Origin of the sequence: Hallerella succinigenes (assembly GCF_002797675.1) — a bacterium.
Lineage (GTDB): Bacteria > Fibrobacterota > Fibrobacteria > Fibrobacterales > Fibrobacteraceae > Hallerella > Hallerella succinigenes.
Genome location: NZ_PGEX01000001.1, coordinates 3005931 through 3027918, shown reverse-complemented (window position 1 = coordinate 3027918; position 21988 = coordinate 3005931). Strand labels below are relative to the sequence as shown.

Sequence of the window (21988 nt, the reverse complement as noted above, 5' to 3'; positions counted from 1 at the left end):
CGCAGGCAATCTTTAAAATAAAGCGAAGGTTTCAAAACAGGACTCCCATGTTAAACGAGGAAAATATAAATTTTCGCCAATGGGAAAAATGAAGTTTTACGCGATAAAATCGCCTTCTGTGCAAAAAATTGTCACTTCTTGGCTGGAATGTGAAAAACTTACGCATGGAGTCAAAGGTTGCCTCTTCAAATCGTTCGCTACGCGTGAAGACGCAGAATCATGGCTTTCCGGCGTTTCGGAAATCCATGGGGAAGGTTTGCGCATTTACGTAGATGGATCCTTTACTCCAGACTTTGACCGTGCTGGCTGGGCGTTTATTGCCGTAGAAAATGACAAACAGATTGGAGCGGAAAACGGGGTAACGGATTTACCCGCCGAAAGCCGCAATATTGACGGGGAACTGACCGCGAGTTTGCACGCCCTTGCTTGGCTCAAAAGAATGGGAAAAACGGGCGTCATCTGTCACGATTATGAAGGGATTGCCCGCTGGGCAAAAGGCGAATGGAAGGCGAACAAGCCGATTGCCATCCGCTACAAGGAAGCGGTCAAGGAATTCCCGAACGCAAAATTTGAAAAAGTTCCAGCCCATTCTGGCGTTAAGTGGAACGAAGCTGTGGACCAGCTCGCCAAAAAGGCGATTGCCGATTGCAAGGCTCGCGAAAAGGCAGCAAAAGCCGCAAAGACTGCAAAACCGGCAACTCCGGCTGCCGCAAAACCCGTTGTAAAGACCGTCGAAAACTCCGCTCCGACGAAAACGGTCAAAAAAGAAGTCCCTGCGCAAACAAAAACGCCGGAACGAATGCCTTCGCCCGGCGAATCTCTAGACTTGTTCGGCTAAAATCAGTTTTCTTGCTTGCTGATGCAGTGCAGGCTTCCGCCCTGACGAATGACCGTCGTGGCGTCAATGCCGATGATTTCACGCTTCGGGTAAACCTTCTTGAAGTAGGCTTCGGCTTTTTTGTCGAATTCTTCTTCGTACTTCGGATACACGAGCGCACCGTTCAAATAGATGTAGTTCATGTAAGAAGCTGGGAGCGTACCACGCCCGAGCTTTTTTTGCGTCGGAATCTGGACCATATCGACACGAGCCTTGGAGCCGTAATGACGCTTTAACCACGTTTCGAGAATGGTCTTGTTGCGCAAAAGCGGTTTAAAGTTCACTTTGGACTGGTCTTCTTCCCAAGCCATGGCGACGCACGTTTTCGAGATAAAGCGGACCGCATTGTCGATGTGACCGTCCGTGTGGTCTCCGGCGAGGCCTTCCGGAAGAACGAGCAAATCCTTAAGGCCGAGGGCTTCCTTCAGAGCGTCTTCGACGTGCTTTAAATCCTTTTTGGAATTGCGATGCTTGCCGATGAGGCAGGGTAGGGTCGTGATGCCGAGACCATCGTCATTCACTTCGATGGCGCCACCTTCAAAGATATACGGGTATTCCTTAACGGCGAGCTTTTTCTTTTTAGCGATTGCAAAAGGAATCTTTTCGTCTTTACTCCACGGCGGGAACTTGGCGCCCCAGGCGTTGAACTGGAACTTCACAATTTTTTCTTTACCCGTTCCATTGTAAACGAAGAACGGACCGTAGTCACGGATCCAGACGTCATCGGTTTCTTGTTTGATAAACTTCGGCTTGAACTTGGCTTTCGCAAAGATCTTCTTTTGGGCTTTCGGCAGTACAAAGTCCAGCGGAACAAGCACGTTCACCGGCTGAAAACGGGAGCAGATTTCGATCAGTTCAAAGTAGAAGGCGAAAATCTTTTCTCGATTTTTACCACGCCAGTTCTGTGAGTTGTGCGGAAAAGAAAGCCAGATGGATTTTTGGGTTTCCCATTCGGCAGGGTAGTGCAAGGTCATGGCGTGTCCCAGGTTTTGAGAATGTCTTTGTACAGGTCGGTGCGACGGTCGCGGAAATGCGGCCACCAGCGTCGGTTGAATTCAATTTCCGAAAGGTCGATTTCCGTGATGGATGCACCGAGGAAGTCCGATTTCAAATCTTCGATAACGAATCCGTCCGGAGCGCTCACGAAGGAATGTCCCCAGAAAGTTAAGTCGTCTTCTGTTCCGATGCGGTTTGCTGCGACGACGAAAAGGCGGTTCGCAATTGCATGACCGCGCATCACTGTCATCCAGCTGTCTTTTTGACGCTCGTAAAGGGATTCCGGTTCCTTGCAGTCCCAACCGATGGCTGTCGGGTAAATCAGAACATCTGCTCCCTTGAGCGCGTTGATGCGGGCTGCTTCCGGGAACCACTGATCCCAGCAGATAAGAACGCCGATTTTACCAGCGGAAGTCTGGATCGGTTCAAAGCCCGTGTCGCCTGGTGCAAAGTAATACTTTTCGTAAAAGCCCGGATCGTCAGGAATGTGACTCTTGCGATAGAGACCCGCAATGCTTCCGTCACGTTCAAAGACATAGGCGCTGTTGTAATAGATTCCACGGGCGCGTTTTTCAAAGAACGGGAACACGACAACGGCGTTCAGCTCCTTGGCTATTGTTTGCCATTCGCTCACCAGGGCATCATTCTTTTCGATGGCCCAGTCAAAGCCCTTTTCGCCTTCTTCGATCGGAAAATACGGGGTGTGGTAAAGTTCCGGAAGAACAAGGATGTCGAGCTTCGAATCTTTCAATTTTTTAGCTTCGGAAACATACCAAGCGTTTGTCGCTTCGGTTGTTTTAAACCATTTGCCTTGTAATGTTGCAATGCGGAGTGATTTCATATTCTTAAATTTAGAAAACAGAGCACTTTTATCTATATTATTCTGTATGAAAAATGGGGCTATCGTTTACGTTTTCAATCTGATTTTGATTTTGAGTTTTTGGGGAGGATGCGCGTCGCATTCTGAAACCGTGATGTTGCACGACTTAGGTGTGCAGCCGACGGTTATCGTAAAAAAAATGGGCATTCCTTTTTCGATTGATTCCGTGGCTAACAATAGCGAACTGCGCCACGTATCCGTTTGGGATTCGATCGACCTTCCGACTCTTGCCGCTTTGGATTTTGCCGCTTATTACCAGAATCCGATTCGTGAAGCGGGCAAGCAGGAACTTCCGGAAAATGCAAAACCTTTGACCGCAGAATTCGACGCTTATCCGTTTCCGATGTTTGATTCGCTTGTGGCCGAAGAACCGGAATTTGCGCAAATTCTAAATCCGATCGCCTGGGAGCCGTTCTCTAAGATCCTTTATGCAAAAGGGGCGGGGGATTCTCTTGCGCAAGTCTTCCGCAGCGTGGAAAGCGTCAAGTGGGGGCAGTCGAACGTCTTTGCCGATTTCCAAAAAATTGAAAAGCTCTATCTGTTTGGCTCCAATAAGCAGTACGGCGCATGGTGGGTTCAGGTCGTTCCACGAAAGTGGACAGGAAAGCAGGCGTTTTGGGCAAGGCTTAAGCGGAAGCCTTCTCAAGCGGAAATCGATATTTTCAAGCGTTACACTTCGCAGCGCTTGAACCTGGAAATGGCTCAGGATTGGATTAAGACGCTTGCCGCTTACTGGTATCCGACCTTCAATACCGACATGGAAGTTCACGAAGTGGGCAAGGAATGGAACGGAGCAAAGCCTTTCGCCGTGATGCGTGGAAATCCGATGGGGACGCCGATATGGGTCGCTTTTGACATTCCGCAATTCCGCAAGGTCGCTTTGAAGCCGGCGGATACAGCCGTAGCCGAAAAGGAATTCACCCGTGCCCTCGACACGAATTCCGCTTGGAGAACGCAGGAATTGGAAAAGCTGCAAGGCGTTTGTCCGGAAACTCCAGAGACCGAAGCCTTTAAGGTGAAGCTTTCCCATGTTCTTGATTCGCTTCCCGCCGGCCAAAATGCTTGGAGTGCAAATGGAATGCTCTGGTTTCGCCGTGATGCGAACTCGTTGCTCGCCAAGGATTTTACCGCTCAGGATTCCTTGCACAATCCGCTTCCGAGACTTTTGGAACTCAAGGCATATCTCGACAGTTTAGGAATTCAGTTCCTGGTCGTGCCGATGCCCACCAAGGAAGCTCTTTATGCAGACAAAATGATCTCCGGTACAGCAGATACGCTTTGCGTGGACATTGCGGGCCGAGACATCATCCGGAAGCTTCTTGCGGCAGGCGTGGACGTTCTGGACGTTTTCCCGGCGCTGCAGGCGGCTCGCGCGAGCGACGATGCTGAGCATTTTTCGTTTCAAAAGTTCGATACGCACTGGGCCGCACCAGGACTCCTTGCGACGATGGAACAGCTCGCGATGAAGGTGACGACTTACGCCTGGTATGAAAATTCCGGAGCGGTACCGGGAACGCTTGAAATGCGTGACACGACCATTTTACGTGAAGGCGATTTGATTCAACAGCTTCCGCAGGCCGAGCAGGGAGCTTTTGCCCCGGAAACCCTCGACGTTAAAAAGATTTACAAGAACGGAAAACCTTATGTGGGTGGAAAGAACGCTCCCATTCTTTTGATGGGCGATTCCTTCACCGGAGTCTTTGAATCTGTGGACGGAAAGTCGGGTGGTCCTGGCTCTCTTCTCGCTTTTGCAACCGGTTTGGATGTTCAGGTTGTGACCAGTTGGGGCGGTGGACCGCTTGTGCGCCATCGCATGGTCAAAGACAAAAAATCCTTGAAAACAAAGCGTCTGGTCATTTACATGATGACTCTTCGCGATTTCTGGCAATCGCCATTGGAGTGGGATGTTCTCTAGATCCATTTTTCGATCGATGGTTGTCATTGCATTGTTTGTTATGCTGATTGTCGCTTTGATGTTTGTATTTGCACCGAAGCGCGGACAACACATTTCTTTGATAGCCTCTGCATGTACTTTTGACGATTTTGAACCGCAGTGTTTTGACCGCAATCCTATGTGGAACGATGGCTTGTATTATTTCGACAGCGTGCTGTATGCGACTAAGGATACGATCAAAGCGATGAAATCCCTTATGTGGGATTTTTGGAAGCTTGAATTTGCTGGCGAAGGTGCGGCATCCATTCCATCTTCGATTTTGGCAGGTCGATCTTTAGAAACTGGAAAAACAGGCTGCGTCAGTGCAACATGGCTCGCTTTGATGGTGGGTGAAGCGCGCAATCTGCGTGTCGATGCGATTCTCGTTCCTGGGCACATGTTCTTTCGGGTGAACGGTGCGAATATGGAACCGAACCGGGAAGGTTATCACTATTCGGATGAAGAATACCGTCAAAAATATGCAGACGGTTCATGGTCTGGTTATGAATTCCGTCCTTTGTATAAAAAACAATTTTTGGGCTTAGTCGCTTTTAATATGGGCAACTATTACCTTTCGACAGATGCTGAAGTGGCTCTCGGCTGGTACAAAATGGCGAGCGAACTCTTCCCGGCCTTTCCGGGCATCGATAAAAATCGCCGTTTAGCGATTGAAAAGGTAGATCCTAGAGAAAAAGTTCGCATTCGATGAAAACTGCATTGCCCAAAATTCTGTTTGCCATCTGCGTCACGGTCTTTGCTTTTTTTCCGCTGACCGATACCGATATTTGGTGGCATTTGGCCAGCGCAAGGGACTTCTTGGAAAATGGACTTGCGACGGATGATCCCTTTTGCTGGACAGCGTCGAAATCTCCTTGGATCAATGTCCATCTGTATTTTCAGCTCGCGCTTTATGGTGTAGAACATTTTGCAGGAACATTCGGGCTTGTGGCGTTGAAGGCTCTGCTGTGGGGACTTGTCGCCTTTTTGTGGATTCTTCCGGTTAAACGCAAAATACTTCCTGTGCATTTTGCGTTGCTTTTCGCTTTTGCGTTTTTATTCCGCTATGCGTTTGAATGCCGACCAATTCTTTTATCGATGCTTTTTCTTGGCATTTTTTGGAATCTTTTGCCGCAACTGGAAAAACGGATTTCGGCAAAGTGGATCCTTTCGACGGTGGTATTGATCGCTGTGGAATGGATCTGGGTGCGAATGCAGGGCCTTTTCCCGTTGGGATTTGTTCTTGCCTTTTGCGCGATTGCTTTTTCTTTTCAAGACCTTTCCCTTTCTGGAAAAGTGGGGAACGGAATCTTTTTCGTCCTGCTTCTTTTAACGCCGCTAGCTCATACGCAGGGCGTTCTGCTGTGGCTATATCCGCTGGAACTTTTGAACCGTCTTGTGGGCGGTAATGCTTCTTCGCAGATTTTTTCTCAGCAGATTGCAGAAAACCGAGCTCCCACAACCTTGCTTGCACAGGGAGAAAATCAGGCGGCGATGATCGCTTTGCTCGTGGGCATTTTTATTTCGGCTTTTGCGATTTTACGGCATCGCCACTTGGCAAAGCCTTTTCAAATCGCATGGCTTGTCATCGGAATTTTTTTGGCGGCTACAGCCGAGCGTAATCTGACGCTTTTCTTTTTCCCGTTTGCCTCGATCGTGCTTTCACATTCGGGCGAGCTTCTTTCTTTGCGGAGCGCCTTGGAAAAGAACCTTTCCGTTTCTAAAAAAATGTTTTCGACGAGTCTCCAAATTTTTACGGTCTTGGGCTTCGCATTTGTCGTTGGGACTTTCGTACGGAGCCTTCCCGCTTATTTTGAAAACGGTTCGTTCAAAACGATTTCTGCGGAACGCCTTCCGAGTGGAGCGGTGGAATTTATGCGCTCAAATCCGCAGTCTGTGTCGTCTCGACTTTTTAACGATGACCGCTCCGGCGGATACATCGAATGGAAACTGCCTGGCGTAAAAACTTTTGCCGATGGACGTTTCATTTTAAAGGATTCCACTTTCCTTGCAAACTATCTAAAATTCTCAGAAAAGCCGGAGGAATTTTTTTCGTTTGCCGATTCACTTTCCATTCAGCGAGCGCTACTTCCGGTGCGTTATATTCCGCTGTGGATTCCGTTAGCGAAAGCCTTGGAACAAAATCCAGAATGGACTTGCGTTTATCAAGATAGCGTCTATGCGGTCTGGGATCATCACCGCATATTGGTCATGGATGCATTAACGTCGGATTATCATGAAAAAATCGCCGTTTTGGACATTCGGGATTCTTCTGTTCATGTTTTGGCTTCTGGGAACGACATTTTGCACCCCGATTTGTGGAAAAACAAATAAAGCAAGCTTTTTGAAAAATGCCAAAGCTGGATGTAAATTCTAACTTGTATATGATGATTTTTCGTTGGCTTTGGATTCTCGCTGTTTGTTTGGCAGGCTTGATTTCTTGTACAAATGAAGCCTCGACGGCAGACACATTGTCTGCCTCCTATCACGATATGCAACGCATCGTTTCGCAAGGGGATTCGGTTCAAATTACGGCGGCGAATATCACGTCCCGTTTTTCATATAACTTTTACATCGATGTACACGAAGTCACTGTCGGTGAATATGCGCAAGTTTTGAACGCATCTTTTGATTCCGACGAGAAGGATTATCCGGTAACCGACGTCTCTTTCTATGACGCCGTGTTTTTTGCAAACGAAAAGTCCAAGGCGATGGAACTCGATACCGTTTACAGCTACGAGGGGCTTTCCCGATCCTCGGACGGACACATCATTTTCCTTGAAAAATTCACTACCGATTTCCAAGCGAACGGCTACCGCTTGCCGACAGAAGCCGAATGGATTTATGCAGCCCAAAATGGTTGGAATCCGTTGAAAAATGCTTGGACTTCTGAAAATTCCGATTTTGAAAAACATAAAGTCTGCGAACTTCCCAAAGACAAGAATGGCCTCTGCGACATGGCTGGCAATGTCCTTGAATGGACGAACGACTGGCTTTCTAGCGCTAAGGATATATCTGTTGAAAATTTCGCCGGAGCCTCTCACGCCAATTCTTTGAGTGAAGTGGTTGTCAAAGGCGGAAGCTACCGGAATGCGGCAGCCAACATCCAATTAAAGAATCGTGGCGATGTTTACACGGTTTCGCCTGCAATGCACGCCGCTTATGTTGGATTCCGTTTGGTACGTGGCATTGTGGATTTTATTCAGCAACCGGAAGAAGGCGGCGGCCTTGCTTGGGAATGGAATGTTCAAGTACAGACTTCTGCCTCGGAAATAAAGAAAAAGTTGGGAGCCTTGAATTCCGTTTTGGCGTTCCGCGATGATGAAACGGGAAACCTCGGATATATCCGCTTCGCCTCTTCCAATCCGACGGTTGTTGAAATTGTAGATACGCTGGATGTTTACCATCCGGTGATTTCTCCAGATGGTTCTAAAATCGCCTTCTGCACCAAGCCAGAAGGGATTTCCGGAAATTCCAGTTTGTATGTGCGCGATCTGAACGAAACAGGCTCGAATTTGGTAAAGCTCGATGTGGAAAGCGCGGCGATTCCGCGTTGGCGAGTTCTCGGCGCGGATACGCAGATCGTTTATGTGACAAGTGCCGCAAATAATGCGAATGATGTGGAATGGAAACAAGCTTCGACATGGAGCGTTCCTTTTGCAAATGGAACATTTGGAACGCCGACAAAAATCCTGGAAGGCTCTTACAACGGCGGTGTTCTGAACGACGGAACGTTGGCGGTCAGCGGAGCGAGACTTCTCCGGGCAAAGGTAAATGGCCGTGAAGAAGTTTGGCTGGACGGGGAACAGGCTTGCAACGTCTCCCTTTCCGAAGTCTCTCGACAGGTGCTTTTCCTCGACTTTGGAAGTTCTACGGGGGAAGCATTTTCGGGAGAAGCTTATTTGCCACATCAAAAACTTTTGGTATCTGATGCCCGCGGAAATTTGACTGCGATGATTCCTGCTCCGGAACATTACACGTTTGATCATACAGAATGGGTGGAAAACAGCCCGGATTATGCAGTGGCGACGCTTACCGATAACGACGGAGCCCATTCTAAAATCGTTTTGGTTCGCACGATGGATTCTTCTGTGATGGAAATCGCTTCCGGCAATGAACTATGGCATCCGAATTTGTGGATAGACGCCATGGAAGCCAATCAGCAGATCGACCTTGACATGGACAGTGCTGGGGTCTATGTCTTTCAGGGAGATGAATACGTCTATCAGCTCTTGCGAGTCAAGATGGAACTTTTTTGGAACCGGGCGGATTCTTTAGAAGTGGTCTGCTTGGGAAGTTCACGTGTGGAAGATGGAATTATCGCTCAAAAATTAGACTCATCCTATGCTGCTGTGAATTTGGGACATCCCGGAAATACGCTTTCTTTTACCTTATTTATCGCGGAAAATTACGTATTGAATCATGCGCACAAGTTGAAAGCCCTTGTCATCGCTTTGGATATCGACATTTGGCAGGCTTCTGAAAACGCTTATTTCAATCAATTCCAAAAATACCCAGGCACTGTTTATGATAGAAACCATCACTATTGGAAAAATGGAACTCCGTCCTATTTCCCCCAAATGGTTCAATCCTCCTACGCAGAACCCAATATTCGAAATACCTATCTGAACACATTAGGTTTTAACGCCTTGGAACCTCAAGGTTGGGGGGAAGTTTCCGAAGTCAATGTGGATTCTATGTGGGCTTCTATCCATCCTGAAATTATCGACGCACAATGGTTGCTGTTGGAAAATTTCTTGACTCTAACAAAAGCTCGGGGAATTTCTGTCGTCGGTATTATCTTTCCGCAGTCTCCCTTGTATAAAGAAACGGGTTCTTTTGGCCGTTACGGTCCCCAGCGTTCGGTTGCAGTTTCCATTATCGAAGGCTTAAATGCTCTGCAAAAAAAATATCCGAATTTCGTTCTGATGGACGAAAACAAAATGGGCGATCATGATTATTCCGATGCCATGGCGTATGGTGTTGATCACTTGGCGACTCCTGGTGCAGAGCGATTGACGGATCGACTGGATTCCGTATTAAGGACGTTGGAGACATTCCAGTGAAAGTTTGGAAGATTTTTCTCTTTACCTTGCTTGGCCTCTTTTTCGCAGGCTGTTTGGAATCGTCTCCAAATACAACCAGTGAAAAAGTCGATGATCCCACGTATTCGAATAATACCGATCCGACTCTCGAAGGGATGATGTTTATCTTTGCCGAAAATTCAGAAACCATTCTCGGCACGCAAGATTCGACCGCCCGCGCTAGTGAACGTCCGCAGATGAAGGTGGACTTCGATTACAACTTTTCCATCGGCAAGCATGAAGTCACTTGTGAAGAGTTCAAAACTTACAGTAAAATGCAGGTGGTTTGTAAGGGAGACTCCCTGCCGATTACCAACGTCAACTATTACGACGCCATTCTTTTTGCAAACGAAAGGAGCAAGGCGGAAGGTCTCGATACCGCATACGTTTACGGCTCTGCCTTATTTGACGCCGATAATCACTGCCTTTCGCTTGGAAATTTAATTTTCCGCACCGATGTCGAAGCCTACCGGCTTCCCACCGAAGCGGAATGGACTCTTGTCGCCTCCAAGAATTGGAATCCTTCCAAAGGTTGGAATTCCAATAATTCCAAGTACAAGGTTCACCCTGTCTGCTCATCCGATACGAGTGCGTCGGTCTGCGATATGGCAGGAAACGTCAGCGAATGGGTAAACGACTGGCTTTCAAAATTCAAAGACACGACACTTTCAAATTTTGCAGGCGCTCCTGATGGCGGAACCCTTGGCGAACGCATCATCAAAGGCGGCAGCTACCGCGATGCTCCGAATGCGACAACCCTTTACAGCCGTGGCGATGTTTACACAGTCACCTCTTCGACAGCGGCGGATTACGTCGGTTTCCGTTTGGCGATTGGAAAAATTCCCAATCCGACCTGGATGAGTTCCACGGGGAATGTTTCTTCTTCTGTCATCAGCGTGCTTGCCAGTGCCGGCGAAATGCGTTCCTATACAGGTTCTTTCCATACAAAGCTCGCTTTCCGAAACGATGAAACAGGAAATCTGGTTTACATCGATTATTCCAATGCAATCCTTTCCGCAATCGAAATCGCTGATACCATCGACAGTTTCCATCCCGATATTTCTCCTGATGGAAAGCGAGTTGCTTTTTGTACAAAGCCGGAAGGGATTTCGGGAATCTCAAGCTTGTATGTGCGCGATTTGAACGAAACAGGTTCGAATTTGGTAAAGCTGGATGTCGAAAGCGCGGCGATTCCGCGTTGGGGCATTCTCGCCTCGGGCGATACCGTCATCCGCTACGTGGACGATGCGGGTAACAATACCGATGACGCTACATTCCAAGCCCATGCACTGTGGCAGGTTCCTTTCAGCGATGGAAAGTTTGGAACTCCCGAAAAGCTTCTTTCCGGAAATTACCACGACGGCTATGACGCCGAATCGGAATTTGCCGTTTCGGGCGCACGCCTTCTCCGCGCTCATCGAAATGGAAAAGACACCGTCTGGTACGGTGGGGAACAGGCTTGCAACGCTTCGCTTGCAAATGATGGAACTAAACGAACGCTTTTCCTCGATTTCGGGGGCTCTATCGGTCAAAGCTTTGCAGAGACCTCTTACAATGCGCACAAAGCCCTTTTGGTCGCAGACAGTACGGGAAACTTGACACAGGTGATTCCTGCTCCAGATGGCTATACATTTGACCATACTGAATGGATTTCTGGTTCTACATCAAACGTGGCGATAGCGTCGCTCGCCAATGATGCAGGGGCCCATCAAAAGATTGCCGTCGTCGGGCTAAGTCGAGCCAAAGTTTTTGAAATTGTCGAAGGGGAAGAACTGTGGCATCCTTGCCTTTGGGCAAAAAGGACGGAAAAATTTTCTGAACTTTTGAATAGCGACAGTGCAGGTGTTTACTACACTTCTGCAGGCGGAGCAGTAGATGTCATTTTGCGCTACAAAATGGAATTGCTTTGGGAATACCGCAATGCTGCAAACGTGTTGATCCTTGGATCGTCCCGTTCCAATGCAGGCGTTGTTCCGAAAGAATTGGACTCCGCTTATTTTGCCATCAACGCTTCGAACGTTCCCAATTCTCTGTACGAAACCCGTTACTTGTTCGAAAATTACGCTTTGAACCACATGCCAAATCTTAAATATTTGGTCGTCTCTTTGGACATCGACATGTGGTGGAAACAGAAGACCAATGAAATCGAAAACTACTTCTACAAAGCGTACAAGAAATCTCCCGGATTTGTCTATGACAAAAATCATGAATTTTGGAAATCCGGGTACCCGGCAGGTCTTGCGGAACATACTGAAAATTCGCCAGGCAATTCCATCTACCGCGAATGGTTGATTCCAACTCGAGGCTATAAGAATGAAGCGTGCTACGGCTGGGAAGAAGAAGCTTCCGTCGATAAAATCGTCACTTGGTACGAAGACAATCCGGAATTTTTCAAAGCCAATGTGGAAGAGCTGGAAGCAATTCTTGCACTCGCTTCCAAAAAGAACATCACCGTCATCGGTGTGATTTTCCCGATGAGCCCCAAATTTGTCGAAACGAACTCTTTTGGCCGTTACGGGCTTAGCCGTTCCAAAGCTCCGGAACTCATCGACAGCCTCCAAAGCCTTTCGAAAACCTATACGAATTTTGTGCTGATGGATGAAAATAAAATGGGGAACCACGACTACACCGATGCGGATGCCCAAAACCGCGACCATCTCTGTTCCGTCGGAGCGATTCAAATGACTAGACGCTTAAACAGTCTGCTCGACTCCTTGGAACAACTCCATCCATAAACTCATTTATATTTTATATTCCATATTTGAATTTGATTTGAGGAATTCTAAAATGAAAATTTTGAAACTCGCCGTTGCAACGCTCGCCCTTTCTACATTCGCTTTTGCAGATGAAGCTCCGACAGGTGCTCCGGTAGCCCCGACTTCCGAAGAACAGTCATCCTTGAATGCGATCAAGGGAAAGCTCAACGGTAAAATCGTCTGGTCCACATCCCGTGTCCATTCGACGCATGATCTTTGGATTATGAACGCAGACGGAACTGATTCGAAGGCGCTCACCAATTCTTCTACCGTGGACTGGTTTCCGCGCTTCTCTCCGGACGGTCAAAAGATCATCTTTACCCGTTCCAAGGGTGGCTGGACTCCGGAAAACGATGCGAATTATCCAGAAAAATGGGATCTCTGGATGATCGACGTGAACGGTGAAAACGAAAAGAAAGTCGCCGATAACGCCACCTGGGGCACTTTCCGCCCAGATGGTAAAAACATCGTTTTTTCCCGCGGCGCAAAAGTGTTCCAGAAGAACCTCGAATCGGGTGAAGAAAAGCTGCTTTTGGACGGCGAAAAAGCCTTTGACGAAAAGGGCGTCATTCTGCAGGAACCGAACCTTTCTCCAGATGGCAAGTACATCGCCATCACCCTCCGCGGTTCCATGCGCGAAACGGGCATCTGGGACATTGCAAATAAAAAGTGGAACAAGTCCGGAGACGGCTGTCAAATTGACTTCTTTGCCGACGGCAGCAAGGTTTACCGTGTAAATCCGACGGGTAACGGTGGCACTGCCGCTCCAAGTGAAATTCTTTGGTTCAACGTCAAGAACGGCGAACAGCAAGAAAAGGTCGGCTTCTTTGGCGTTCCGAAAGCCGCGAAGCTCATGGACCTTCCGGGCCGTCGCTCGCATGAATACTTCCCGCGCGTTTCCGCAAACGGCAAATGGCTCGTCTGGGGCGCAACGGCAAAGGGTCACGATCACGACATTTATGATTACGAACTTTACCTGTGGGAAATCGGTAAAGATCCAAAGACCGCAGCTCGTATCACGTATCACTCCGGCAATGACCGCTGGCCGGACATTTGGCTTTCGAAGTAATGCTTTCTGAACTCCTCTGCGCCGCGGCTCTCGGCTCTTTTACGGTTTTGGATTCCGCAGAACATTCTGTGGACCATTATACGCAGGGCCTGTTTTTTGACGGGGGAGTTCTTTACGAAACGACGGGGCATTATGGGAAATCCCGAATGTTCCGTTACCCGGCGCCGGGCAAAGCACCGACGGATTCCGTTTCTTTGGAATCTCGATTTTTTGGCGAAGGGTCCATTAAACTGGGAAACGATATTTTTTGGCTGACTTGGCGTGAGGGAACCGCTTTCGTTTATGACGCTCAAACGCTAACCCGCAAAAGCGCCTTTTCGATTCCGACAGAAGGCTGGGGACTCGCTTTTTATAAAGGCTCCTTGTTGATGTCTGATGGCAGTGATCGCCTGTACTTTCTTTCGCCTGGCGAAAAGAACGTTTTTCGAAACGTTTCTGTAACGGACGATTCCAAACCTGTCCGCAATCTGAATGAACTGGAAGCGGTGGGGGACATTGTTTACGCAAACGTTTGGCAGTCCGATTCCATTGCCGCAATTGATCCGAAATCGGGCAAGGTTCTCAAGTGGTATGATTTTTCAAGGATTGCCCGTCAGATCCGTAAAAAGATTCCGGAAGCAGAAGTCCTGAACGGCATCGCCTATGACGGAAAAGCTTTTTGGATCACTGGGAAAAACTGGCCGGTGATGTACAAGGTTCAAATCAAACCCTGATCTTTGAGCCTTTTAATTGTCAAAGCTCCACGTAATGCCGTAGAGGAATCGGATTCCTTCGGGTCGGTAACCCGCAGCAGGTTCATAAAGGCTGTGATTTAAATTGTCGATACGCGTGTACAGCGAGAACGTAAGAATCCGCATGCGGGCTTCAAAGTTCAGAGCGAGATAATGCTTGAGTTCGACGACTTCCAGCACTTCTTTTTCTGTTTCCTCGTCTTCCGTCACTTGAAGATCGTAGCGGTTGCCGAACCATGTAAAGTTGAAGGCGACGCTTACGCCTAAACGGTTCTTCACAAATTTATCCGACCAGCGGATGTAACCTTTGTAATAAAGATCCGTGACATCGATCGGGCGATTCTCTTTTGCTAGGGACTGTTCACGTTCCAAATAGAGCTGCCAATTTCCAATGGAAATGCCTGCCGCCACATACCAGTCCAAAACTTCTGCATAATCCAGATTGATCCACTGCGAAGCCGTTTCAATCGATTCGAGACCTTCTCCTGTTACCCAGCGCTGCTTGATCGGATTATCCGCATATTCGTATCGCAAACCGACGCCGTAAAAGATTCCACCCGGATTCCATTCGAAATCTCCGGTCATGCGTACGCGTTCTTCTTCCTTCAAATCTTTGTTCGGGTAAGCATATCGGGCGCGGTTGTAAACCTTGAGCTCATCGACATCGGGGAAGCGCACGTCGTTTCGAACCGTCCCCTTGAGGTCCAAATGGTACGGCAAGTGCAAAGTCGCATAGGCGGATGTCATCTTTGCCACTTCCACGGAATCAAAGATGTTCGAATTGCGCAACGCACCTGCCTGAACTCTAAATTCGAGGAATGCGAGTTCGTCTTTCAATTCCAAATAATAAAGTTCACGGTCCTGCTTGTACCGGGAATTGAGCTCGGTGAATTCATACTGCATGCGAAGTGCTGGATTCAGCGGAAGTTTTAACGCAATTCCGCCTTCGCCATTGATCGTTTCATATTTCAAAGCGTCGGTCACACCGTACCAGGTAGTATCTTGGATCGTTTTGCCGTCTTCATCGAGAGTGTCTTGAATGCTCTTCACCAAATCCGGCAAACTGTCGTAATGGATTTCATGCTCGCCGCTGTAAATGCTTGCATAAATTTCTAACGGCTTGATCGGATGAAACGATCCGCGAATGCCATACGTGAACGAACGCAATTCCGTATTCAACGGGTTTCTCAAATAGGTTACACTGCTGTAATCGGTCGTATCCTGCGTGTATGAGTACGGAGGAATATCGTCGTTCTCTACCACGAGGTAGCTCATGCTTGCCACGGCGGTTCCCTTGGGAAAATACCAGGCAATCGCAGGCTTAAAATGCGTCGTGTTCATTTGTACGTTACGCCCGGTGAATGGAATCTGCGAAGAGTCTCGTCCCAAAGCAAAGAACGGCTGGTGGGTCACATCCTGATAGCGGAATACTTTGGAGCTGTCATTTGAATAGCTTGCCCAACCGATATCGAGCTCAATGCTGTCGAGCAACAGACGTCTAAAGTCCAAACCGAAAGAGTTTCCGTTAAACGAATAACGTTCCCAAAGGATATGCGTTTCTGGAGTGTCCACAGGAATTCCGCGGGCAAAGTCTTCCTTCATCACACCGTTTTCGCCATACATCGAAAGCTGCGTCTCATCGTATTCAAGCGGGAACGTGAAAATGCCAGCAAGCTTAGAGGGGAGTCTGCGCGTGGGGCCGCCGATTCCTGCGGAACGAAAATCCAAATCCGGATTGCCGAGAATCGAAGTGCCGAGAATCCATTCCGCCTTCTGACCTTCCAAGTCGTAGGTGCGTTCTGCGATTTCCGGCGATTCTGCTCCCTTGCGCGCTGTGCTGAGTTCATCGACAGCAGCGAGTGCTGGCGAAAGGAACAGGCAAAACGTGATGAGAATCGCAAAAAAAGGCATATCTATACTCTCGATGTAGAAAAATAGCTATTTTATAGCAAAAATTTAGAGAGGTGAAGAATGTCCGTTCTCAATGTGACAGAAAAAGATTTTGACCAGGTGATAAATTCTGGTAAACTCGTCTTGGTGGACTTCTGGGCTGTATGGTGCAGACCGTGCCAGATGATGGGTCCTGTGATGGAAGAACTCGCCCAAGAATTTGACGAAAAGATCGTCGTTGCCAAGGTGGACGTGGATTCGAACGAATCTCTTTGCGCTCGTTTCGGCATTACGAACATCCCGAACATGAAGTTTTTCAAGAACGGTTTGGAAGTGGCAAATATCGTCGGTGCAGTTCCCAAGAACACGCTTGTTGCCGCTATCAACAAGAACCTCTAATTTGATTCTGTTTGAACGGCAAACACAGCATTGTAAATTAAAATTCAAGCATTGCAAAAAAGACCCGCATCATTGCGGGCCTTTTTCATATTCCAAAGCGAGGAAGTTTAGAACTGCTGAGTGGCGTTCTTGACTTCTTCGATCTTCTTTAGAACTGAGCCGTCTTCCATTGCCTTCATCGCCATGTCGTAGCCTTCCTTCACGGTCTTTGCCTTATTGCTAATATAAAGGGCTGCCCCCGCATTCAAAGCGCAAGCATACTTGATGCCCGGGCGACCCTTGCCATTCAACAGATCTATGGCGAGCGCAAAGTTGTCTGCGCCCGTGCCGCCGGCGAGATCTTCCGGGTCCACAGACGGAACGCCGAATTCCTTTGGATCCAGGCGGTATTCACGGTACTTGCCGTCTTCGAGAATTTCTGCAATCGTTGACGGAACGCACGGAGAAATTTCATCATAGCCGTCATCGCTGATTGCGACCATCACACGCTTTGCACCGAGAGCCTTTGCCGCCTTGGTAAACGGTTCGAGCACTGATTTGCTGTATACGCCGAGCATCAGATACTTGGCTTCAGCCGGGTTCGTGAGAGGTCCAAGCAAGTTCATGATGGTCTTTACGCCAAGAGCCGCACGCACCGGGGCCGCAAAGCGCATTGCGCTGTGATAAACCGGAGCCATGAGAAATACAAAGTTCGTCTTGTCGATGACTGTTGCAGCCTGCGTTGGCGTCATATCGAGCTTAAAGCCTGCAGCCGTATAGAAGTCCGCTGCGCCCGACTTGCTCGAAACGGCACGGTTACCGTGCTTAGCTACCTTCGCACCGCAAGTCGCGGCGATGAGGCCCGAAAGGGAACTCACGTTGAAGCTTCCCTTACCATCGCCACCCGTACCCACGATATCCGTGAGTTCGTCACCGCTGTACGGGAAACGGCGTTTCTTCTTGTTCAGCACATAGGCGCAGCCGGCGATTTCGTCTGCCACAGGACCCTTAGCAAAGAGTGCGGTCAAGATGCCCGCCATCTGGCGTTCATCCATGATGCCGTCCGTCAGGTCTTCCATAAAGAGCTCTGCTGTCTTACGGGAAAGATCCTTGCCGTCCATGAGCGTGTTCAAAATGCCGCGCACATCGAGCGGTTCGCGACGGTAGTTCAAGAACGCCTTGAAAAATTCGTCTGCACGGCCGCTCGCAATGGATTCCGGATGGAACTGCACGCCTTCAATCGGCATCGTCTTATGGCGAATGCCCATAATGTCGCCGTCCGTAGCACGTGCCGTGATTTCAAAATCCGAAGGCAGTGTCGATTCATCGATCACAAGGCTGTGGTAACGCGTAAAGATGTTCTTCTTGCCGATGGTACGGAAAAGGCCCTTGCCGTCCAAGTCAATTTCTTCCGCAATGCCGTGCTTAATGAACTTCGCCTGCACAATCTTTGCACCAAAAGCGTAGCCGATAGCCTGATGCCCGAGGCATACGCCGAGAATCGGAAGCTTGCCAGCAAAATGCTTGATCGCTTCTACGGAAATTCCCGCATCTTCCGGACGACCCGGACCCGGGCTCACGATCAAACGGCTCGGATTCAAGGCTTCAATTTCCTGGATCGTGCATTCACGGCTACGGAGCACGCGAATTTCTTCCGGGGTGATTTTTGCCAGCGCCTGATAGACGTTGTATGTAAAGGAATCGTAGTTATCGATAATGACGATCATTTTAATTTTCTCCTTCCAACACGGCGCGGACGGCACCCAATTTCTCATTTGTTTCTTCGAATTCACGTTCAGCGTTAGAGGCTGCGACAATACCGCCTCCCGCCTGCAAGCTAATCGTCTTACCCTGCTTCAAGCAGCAACGAATGGCAATGCAAAAATCCAAGTCACCATCGGATTCCATATAGCCCACGGCACCCGCATAGAAGCGACGCTTGACCTTTTCAAGGCGAGAAAGAATTTCGATTGCGCTGATTTTCGGAGCGCCGCTCACCGTACCCGCCGGGAAGCTCGAACGCAAGACTTCAATCGCTTTTTTGCCCTTCGAAACCTTTCCCTGCACATCGGAAACGAGGTGAATCACATGGCTGAACTTTTCGCAATCCATGTACTTGGTCGTTTCCACGGTACCCGCTTCACAAACTCGGCCGAGGTCGTTACGAGCTAGGTCCACGAGCATCAGGTGTTCTGCGCGTTCCTTGGGATCGGCCTTCAAATTCTTGATGAGTATTTCATCTTCCGCTTCATCTTTACCGCGACGACGTGTACCGGCAATCGGGTGAATTGTGGCGATGCCCTCGCGCACACGTACAAGGCTTTCCGGCGAAGCGCCGATGAACTGATGCGTACCGTAATCGAGGTAGAACATATACGGCGACGGGTTCACCGTGCGAAGTCTGCGATAAATGTCCAAAGCTTCGATATCGCTTGCGAACTGGATGCGGCGAGATGGGACCGCTTGCACGATGTCACCTGCGATAATATGCTTCTGCAGTTCCGCGACCTTTTCCACGTATTCCTTGCGAGAGTTTTCGATGTCCGTCATCGTAATGCCCTTGCTGTACTTGGCTTCCGGAGCGAGATAGCTAAAGTCCAGATCCGCAAGACGCTTCTGGATGTTTTCGATCGCAGCCGGCAAATTAATCTGGTGTTCTTCGTAGTTCAGAGCGAACAGGTGAAGCTTTTCGGTAAAGTGGTCAAAGACGATGTAAATGTGACCGATTAAGAATTCCGCTTCTGGAATGTTCAATTCATCGACCTGCGGAGCCAGGCGAATCGTATCGCAGCGGGCGCAGAATTCATAGCCGAGATAGCCCACGCCCGAAGAAGGGATTGGGATCTGGTTAGGCGGAACCGTATTTTCCGCAGAGATCCTTAAAAGAGCATCGAGAATGTCTCCTTCGCCTTCCTTCAAAAAGACGCTTTCCTTGCCGTCCACGATAATGCTCACGTCCTTTTCGTTCTGACGCAAACGGAAGCCTTCGTCTACCATCAGAGTGGAATAGCGGCTACGACCGTGCGCAAAGCTTGCCGATTCAAAGATTGCCTTAGCGCCGAGCTTTTTCGCTAAGGAGAACGGGGTATAGCGTTCACCGGGGAGCGCTACATAGATACTGTCTGTTCTTTCGGTCATGATTTCTTCCTTATAATTGAATTTCTAATGCAAAAAAAAAGCCCCGATTTCATATCGGAGCCGCATTTGCCTAAAAATGGATCAAACGATCAAAACGCGTACTCCGATTTCAAAGTACGCCACCACCAGTTGTTGCCGTTGAGAGTGATGATCGAGTAATTCATACGCAAAGAAAATAAAAAAGCTTTTTGGCAATGGCAACGGGAAATTCAAAAAAATATTTTTGAAATATTTGAATTTCGTACAAAAATGAAAATTAGAATGATATATTATCAAAGAAATTCAATTCCAGGATACGCTATGATACAAGAACGTCCGCAAATTGCCCCCAAGATTCTCCGTTCCCTTGAAAGTAAAGGCTTTACCGCTAAAGCCGCATGGAGCCTCGCCGGTTCCGCAGGATCGGGTCGTCAATATTACCGCATCACCGAAGGCGAAAAGACCGCGATTCTGCAAACGAACGCCTCCGCGAATGAAGACTTTGAACATTTTGTCTCTTACGGAAAATCCTTTAACGACTTTAGCCTGCCGACACCAGAAATTTGGGCTGTCGACGATGCTTTCGCCCAAATCCTGATGCAGGACATGGGCGAACACACGCTCCTTTCCGTTGTAGTCAAAGACGGTCAGACCCTCGCTGGCAGCGCACGTGTTCTGTACCCGGCTGTGATCGATGCATTGGTCCGCTGGCAGGAATCCAGCCCCAAGTTCTTCCTTTGCCGTGCAGATATTGCAGCTCGCCGTTTTGATTACAGCGCTCTCAAATGGGAAACCGATTATTTCCGTACAAATTATCTTCAAAAGAAAAGGGGCATTGCCGAAATTCCGCAGGCAGTCGAAAACTTCTTTTCGACCCTCGCTTGCATGGTCGACACGCATCCGAAGGTTTTGATGCATCGCGATTTCCAGTCCCAGAACATCATGGTTTGCAACAATTCCGAAGTCGGCTTTGTAGACTTCCAAGGCGCTCGCCGCGGCACGATGTTCTACGACATCGCTTCGCTTCTTTGGGATCCGTACGTCTCTCTCCCAGAAGCAATGGTGGAAGATTTCTTTGAAGATTGGTACCGCGGTTATACGCTTTGCCACGAATCCTTCGACAAGGATGAAGCATGGACGCTCTTTTTACAAGCAAGCCTGCAACGTTTGATGCAGGCGATGGGAGCGTTCTGTTTCTTGTCGATGGAAAAGAAGATTGCAAGCTTTGAGCAGTATATTGAACCGGGCAAAAAGCGTTTGCTCCGCGTACTCGAACTTTACGAACCGCTGAGCCCTTCTCGCCACGAAGCGATTACTTTCCTCAAGAATTCGCTATTGTAGATTTCAACTGCCATTCGATATGCTTGTCCATTTCGGCGCTAGCGTCAAAGCTTAAGCCGAAAGTGGCTGCGATTTTTTCCACAGAAAAGAGCATCGGATGGTCGGACCACCCCAAATCTTGCTCCACGATTTTCGCGGAGCTTTTTTTGCGGGTCAATTTTTCATAGAGTTCGAGCATTCGATTGGCAATGTCGTGCCAAGAAATCCAGTTACGGCTGAGTCCCAAATAAATTTCTTCGTTATAATCGCTGTCGAGAACGCGTTTAAAGAGCTTTGCCTGGTCTGCAGCAGAAATGAATTGCGTACCATCATTCCTAATCAGGTGAATATCGCCACCATTCACTACGGCTTGCGCCATCAAAGCGAAACGTCTATCGGGCTGAGTGACGCCGTTTTCGCCAAAGGCGGGGTTTCCGAACGTATAACCCGGACGAATAATGTTGCGCTTCATCGAGGTTCCACGGAAGCCGAGCACATAGGCTTCGCCTGCCGCCTTCGTCGCTCCGTAAAGGTCCACCGGAAGGTTGATGACGTTTTCATTCATCACCGAGCGGAATTTTCCCATCGCGGCGGTACTTGAGGTATAAATAAATTTCTTGCACCCCGCCTTGCTTGCCGCCTGCAAAATCAGCACGGTAGCACGTGTATCATTTTCAAGCATGGAAAGTGGAGTTTCGCCCCAACCGAGTGCAATATGAATACACGCATCACAGCCGACAAGGCCTTTGGAAATGGTCGCGGCATCGTAAATGGTTCCTACGAGGATCGTCACCTTGGAATGGTTTGCAAGTGCGGGAATCTTATCCGGGTGTCTTGTCAAAATGACAACTTCGTGGTTGCTTTCCAAAAGTTCACGAGCCACATAATGACCGATAAAACCGGTACCACCAGTAATAAAAATACGCATAGCAAAATCCTCTTTTTGCTGACCGACTTTTA

The 21988-nt window shown here is 48.6% G+C and carries 16 protein-coding genes; 10 read left to right on the top strand and 6 right to left on the bottom strand.

From position 1 onward, the window contains the following. Nucleotides 1–88: 88 nt before the first annotated feature. Entirely contained in the window at nucleotides 89–838 is a 750-nt protein-coding gene (locus BGX16_RS14010) for a ribonuclease H1 domain-containing protein (RefSeq protein WP_241899568.1), read from the top strand. A gap of 2 nt (nucleotides 839–840) precedes the next feature. Here the strand turns inward: BGX16_RS14010 and BGX16_RS14005 are convergent, their stop codons facing one another. Beyond that, a complete protein-coding gene (locus tag BGX16_RS14005) occupies nucleotides 841–1851 on the bottom strand; it encodes an agmatine deiminase family protein (protein WP_100426613.1) in 1011 nt (336 codons plus the stop codon). Next, nucleotides 1848–2714: a carbon-nitrogen hydrolase gene (locus BGX16_RS14000; protein ID WP_100426612.1), complete on the bottom strand. Its 867-nt coding sequence runs from the start codon at nucleotides 2712–2714 to the stop codon at nucleotides 1848–1850. The genes BGX16_RS14005 and BGX16_RS14000 overlap by 4 nt, the downstream gene beginning before the upstream one ends. A 133-nt stretch (nucleotides 2715–2847) precedes the next feature. On the opposite strand from BGX16_RS14000, the gene BGX16_RS13995 reads away from it, so the two are divergent. Genes BGX16_RS13995 through BGX16_RS13965 form a run of 7 tightly spaced genes read left to right on the top strand, consistent with a single transcriptional unit; the run spans nucleotide 2848 to nucleotide 14305 of the window. Further along, a complete protein-coding gene (locus tag BGX16_RS13995; protein ID WP_157798078.1) occupies nucleotides 2848–4668 on the top strand; it encodes an alginate O-acetyltransferase AlgX-related protein in 1821 nt (606 codons plus the stop codon). A 40-nt stretch (nucleotides 4669–4708) separates the two neighbouring features. After that, entirely contained in the window at nucleotides 4709–5395 is a 687-nt protein-coding gene (locus tag BGX16_RS13990) for a hypothetical protein (protein ID WP_157798077.1), read from the top strand. Beyond that, nucleotides 5392–7017 carry a hypothetical protein gene (locus BGX16_RS13985; protein WP_100426609.1) on the top strand — a complete coding sequence of 542 codons (1626 nt, stop codon included), beginning with the start codon at nucleotides 5392–5394 and terminating at the stop codon, nucleotides 7015–7017. The genes BGX16_RS13990 and BGX16_RS13985 overlap by 4 nt, the downstream gene beginning before the upstream one ends. A gap of 50 nt (nucleotides 7018–7067) precedes the next feature. After that, complete coding sequence (locus tag BGX16_RS13980) at nucleotides 7068–9749, top strand: TIGR02171 family lipoprotein (protein ID WP_157798076.1); 2682 nt, start codon at nucleotides 7068–7070, stop codon at nucleotides 9747–9749. Further along, nucleotides 9746–12502, top strand: a complete 2757-nt coding sequence (locus BGX16_RS13975) for a TIGR02171 family lipoprotein (RefSeq protein ID WP_241899567.1) — start codon at nucleotides 9746–9748, stop codon at nucleotides 12500–12502. The genes BGX16_RS13980 and BGX16_RS13975 overlap by 4 nt, the downstream gene beginning before the upstream one ends. Nucleotides 12503–12554: 52 nt before the next feature. Further along, a complete protein-coding gene (locus tag BGX16_RS13970; RefSeq protein WP_100426606.1) occupies nucleotides 12555–13592 on the top strand; it encodes a TolB family protein in 1038 nt (345 codons plus the stop codon). Continuing rightward, nucleotides 13592–14305 (top strand): glutaminyl-peptide cyclotransferase, encoded by a 714-nt coding sequence (locus BGX16_RS13965; protein ID WP_100426605.1) that lies wholly within the window; start codon nucleotides 13592–13594, stop codon nucleotides 14303–14305. The genes BGX16_RS13970 and BGX16_RS13965 overlap by 1 nt, the downstream gene beginning before the upstream one ends. A 12-nt stretch (nucleotides 14306–14317) precedes the next feature. On the opposite strand, the gene BGX16_RS13960 is transcribed toward BGX16_RS13965, so the two are convergent. Further along, nucleotides 14318–16234, bottom strand: a complete 1917-nt coding sequence (locus BGX16_RS13960; protein WP_100426604.1) for a hypothetical protein — start codon at nucleotides 16232–16234, stop codon at nucleotides 14318–14320. Between the two features lie 60 nt (nucleotides 16235–16294). Between BGX16_RS13960 and trxA the strand changes: the two genes are divergently transcribed. Further along, on the top strand, nucleotides 16295–16612 hold the full coding sequence (gene trxA / locus BGX16_RS13955; RefSeq protein WP_100426603.1) for a thioredoxin: 318 nt from the start codon (nucleotides 16295–16297) through the stop codon (nucleotides 16610–16612). 107 nt (nucleotides 16613–16719) lie between these two features. On the opposite strand, the gene BGX16_RS13950 is transcribed toward trxA, so the two are convergent. Both BGX16_RS13950 and BGX16_RS13945 read right to left on the bottom strand, forming a co-directional pair. After that, entirely contained in the window at nucleotides 16720–18318 is a 1599-nt protein-coding gene (locus BGX16_RS13950; protein WP_100426602.1) for a bifunctional anthranilate synthase component II/anthranilate phosphoribosyltransferase, read from the bottom strand. 1 nt (nucleotide 18319) lies between these two features. Next, entirely contained in the window at nucleotides 18320–19729 is a 1410-nt protein-coding gene (locus BGX16_RS13945; RefSeq protein WP_100426601.1) for an anthranilate synthase component I family protein, read from the bottom strand. A gap of 300 nt (nucleotides 19730–20029) precedes the next feature. Between BGX16_RS13945 and BGX16_RS13940 the strand changes: the two genes are divergently transcribed. Continuing rightward, nucleotides 20030–21049, top strand: a complete 1020-nt coding sequence (locus tag BGX16_RS13940) for an aminoglycoside phosphotransferase family protein (RefSeq protein WP_157798075.1) — start codon at nucleotides 20030–20032, stop codon at nucleotides 21047–21049. Here the strand turns inward: BGX16_RS13940 and BGX16_RS13935 are convergent. Further along, nucleotides 21030–21956, bottom strand: coding sequence for an NAD-dependent epimerase/dehydratase family protein (locus BGX16_RS13935; protein WP_100426599.1), 927 nt, complete (start codon nucleotides 21954–21956; stop codon nucleotides 21030–21032). The two genes, BGX16_RS13940 and BGX16_RS13935, sit on opposite strands and share 20 nt — an antisense overlap. Between the last annotated feature and the right edge of the window lie 32 nt (nucleotides 21957–21988).

Bases quoted from the DNA above. Each gene is read 5' to 3' on its own strand.
- BGX16_RS14010 (WP_241899568.1), top strand. From the start codon at position 89: ATGAAGTTTTACGCGATAAAATCGCCTTCTGTGCAAAAAATTGTCACT.
- BGX16_RS14005 (WP_100426613.1), bottom strand. From the start codon at position 1,851: ATGACCTTGCACTACCCTGCCGAATGGGAAACCCAAAAATCCATCTGG.
- BGX16_RS14000 (WP_100426612.1), bottom strand. From the start codon at position 2,714: ATGAAATCACTCCGCATTGCAACATTACAAGGCAAATGGTTTAAAACA.
- BGX16_RS13995 (WP_157798078.1), top strand. From the start codon at position 2,848: ATGTTGCACGACTTAGGTGTGCAGCCGACGGTTATCGTAAAAAAAATG.
- BGX16_RS13990 (WP_157798077.1), top strand. From the start codon at position 4,709: ATGCTGATTGTCGCTTTGATGTTTGTATTTGCACCGAAGCGCGGACAA.
- BGX16_RS13985 (WP_100426609.1), top strand. From the start codon at position 5,392: ATGAAAACTGCATTGCCCAAAATTCTGTTTGCCATCTGCGTCACGGTC.
- BGX16_RS13980 (WP_157798076.1), top strand. From the start codon at position 7,068: ATGATGATTTTTCGTTGGCTTTGGATTCTCGCTGTTTGTTTGGCAGGC.
- BGX16_RS13970 (WP_100426606.1), top strand. From the start codon at position 12,555: ATGAAAATTTTGAAACTCGCCGTTGCAACGCTCGCCCTTTCTACATTC.
- BGX16_RS13965 (WP_100426605.1), top strand. From the start codon at position 13,592: ATGCTTTCTGAACTCCTCTGCGCCGCGGCTCTCGGCTCTTTTACGGTT.
- BGX16_RS13960 (WP_100426604.1), bottom strand. From the start codon at position 16,234: ATGCCTTTTTTTGCGATTCTCATCACGTTTTGCCTGTTCCTTTCGCCA.
- trxA (WP_100426603.1), top strand. From the start codon at position 16,295: ATGTCCGTTCTCAATGTGACAGAAAAAGATTTTGACCAGGTGATAAAT.
- BGX16_RS13950 (WP_100426602.1), bottom strand. From the start codon at position 18,318: ATGATCGTCATTATCGATAACTACGATTCCTTTACATACAACGTCTAT.
- BGX16_RS13945 (WP_100426601.1), bottom strand. From the start codon at position 19,729: ATGACCGAAAGAACAGACAGTATCTATGTAGCGCTCCCCGGTGAACGC.
- BGX16_RS13940 (WP_157798075.1), top strand. From the start codon at position 20,030: ATGATACAAGAACGTCCGCAAATTGCCCCCAAGATTCTCCGTTCCCTT.
- BGX16_RS13935 (WP_100426599.1), bottom strand. From the start codon at position 21,956: ATGCGTATTTTTATTACTGGTGGTACCGGTTTTATCGGTCATTATGTG.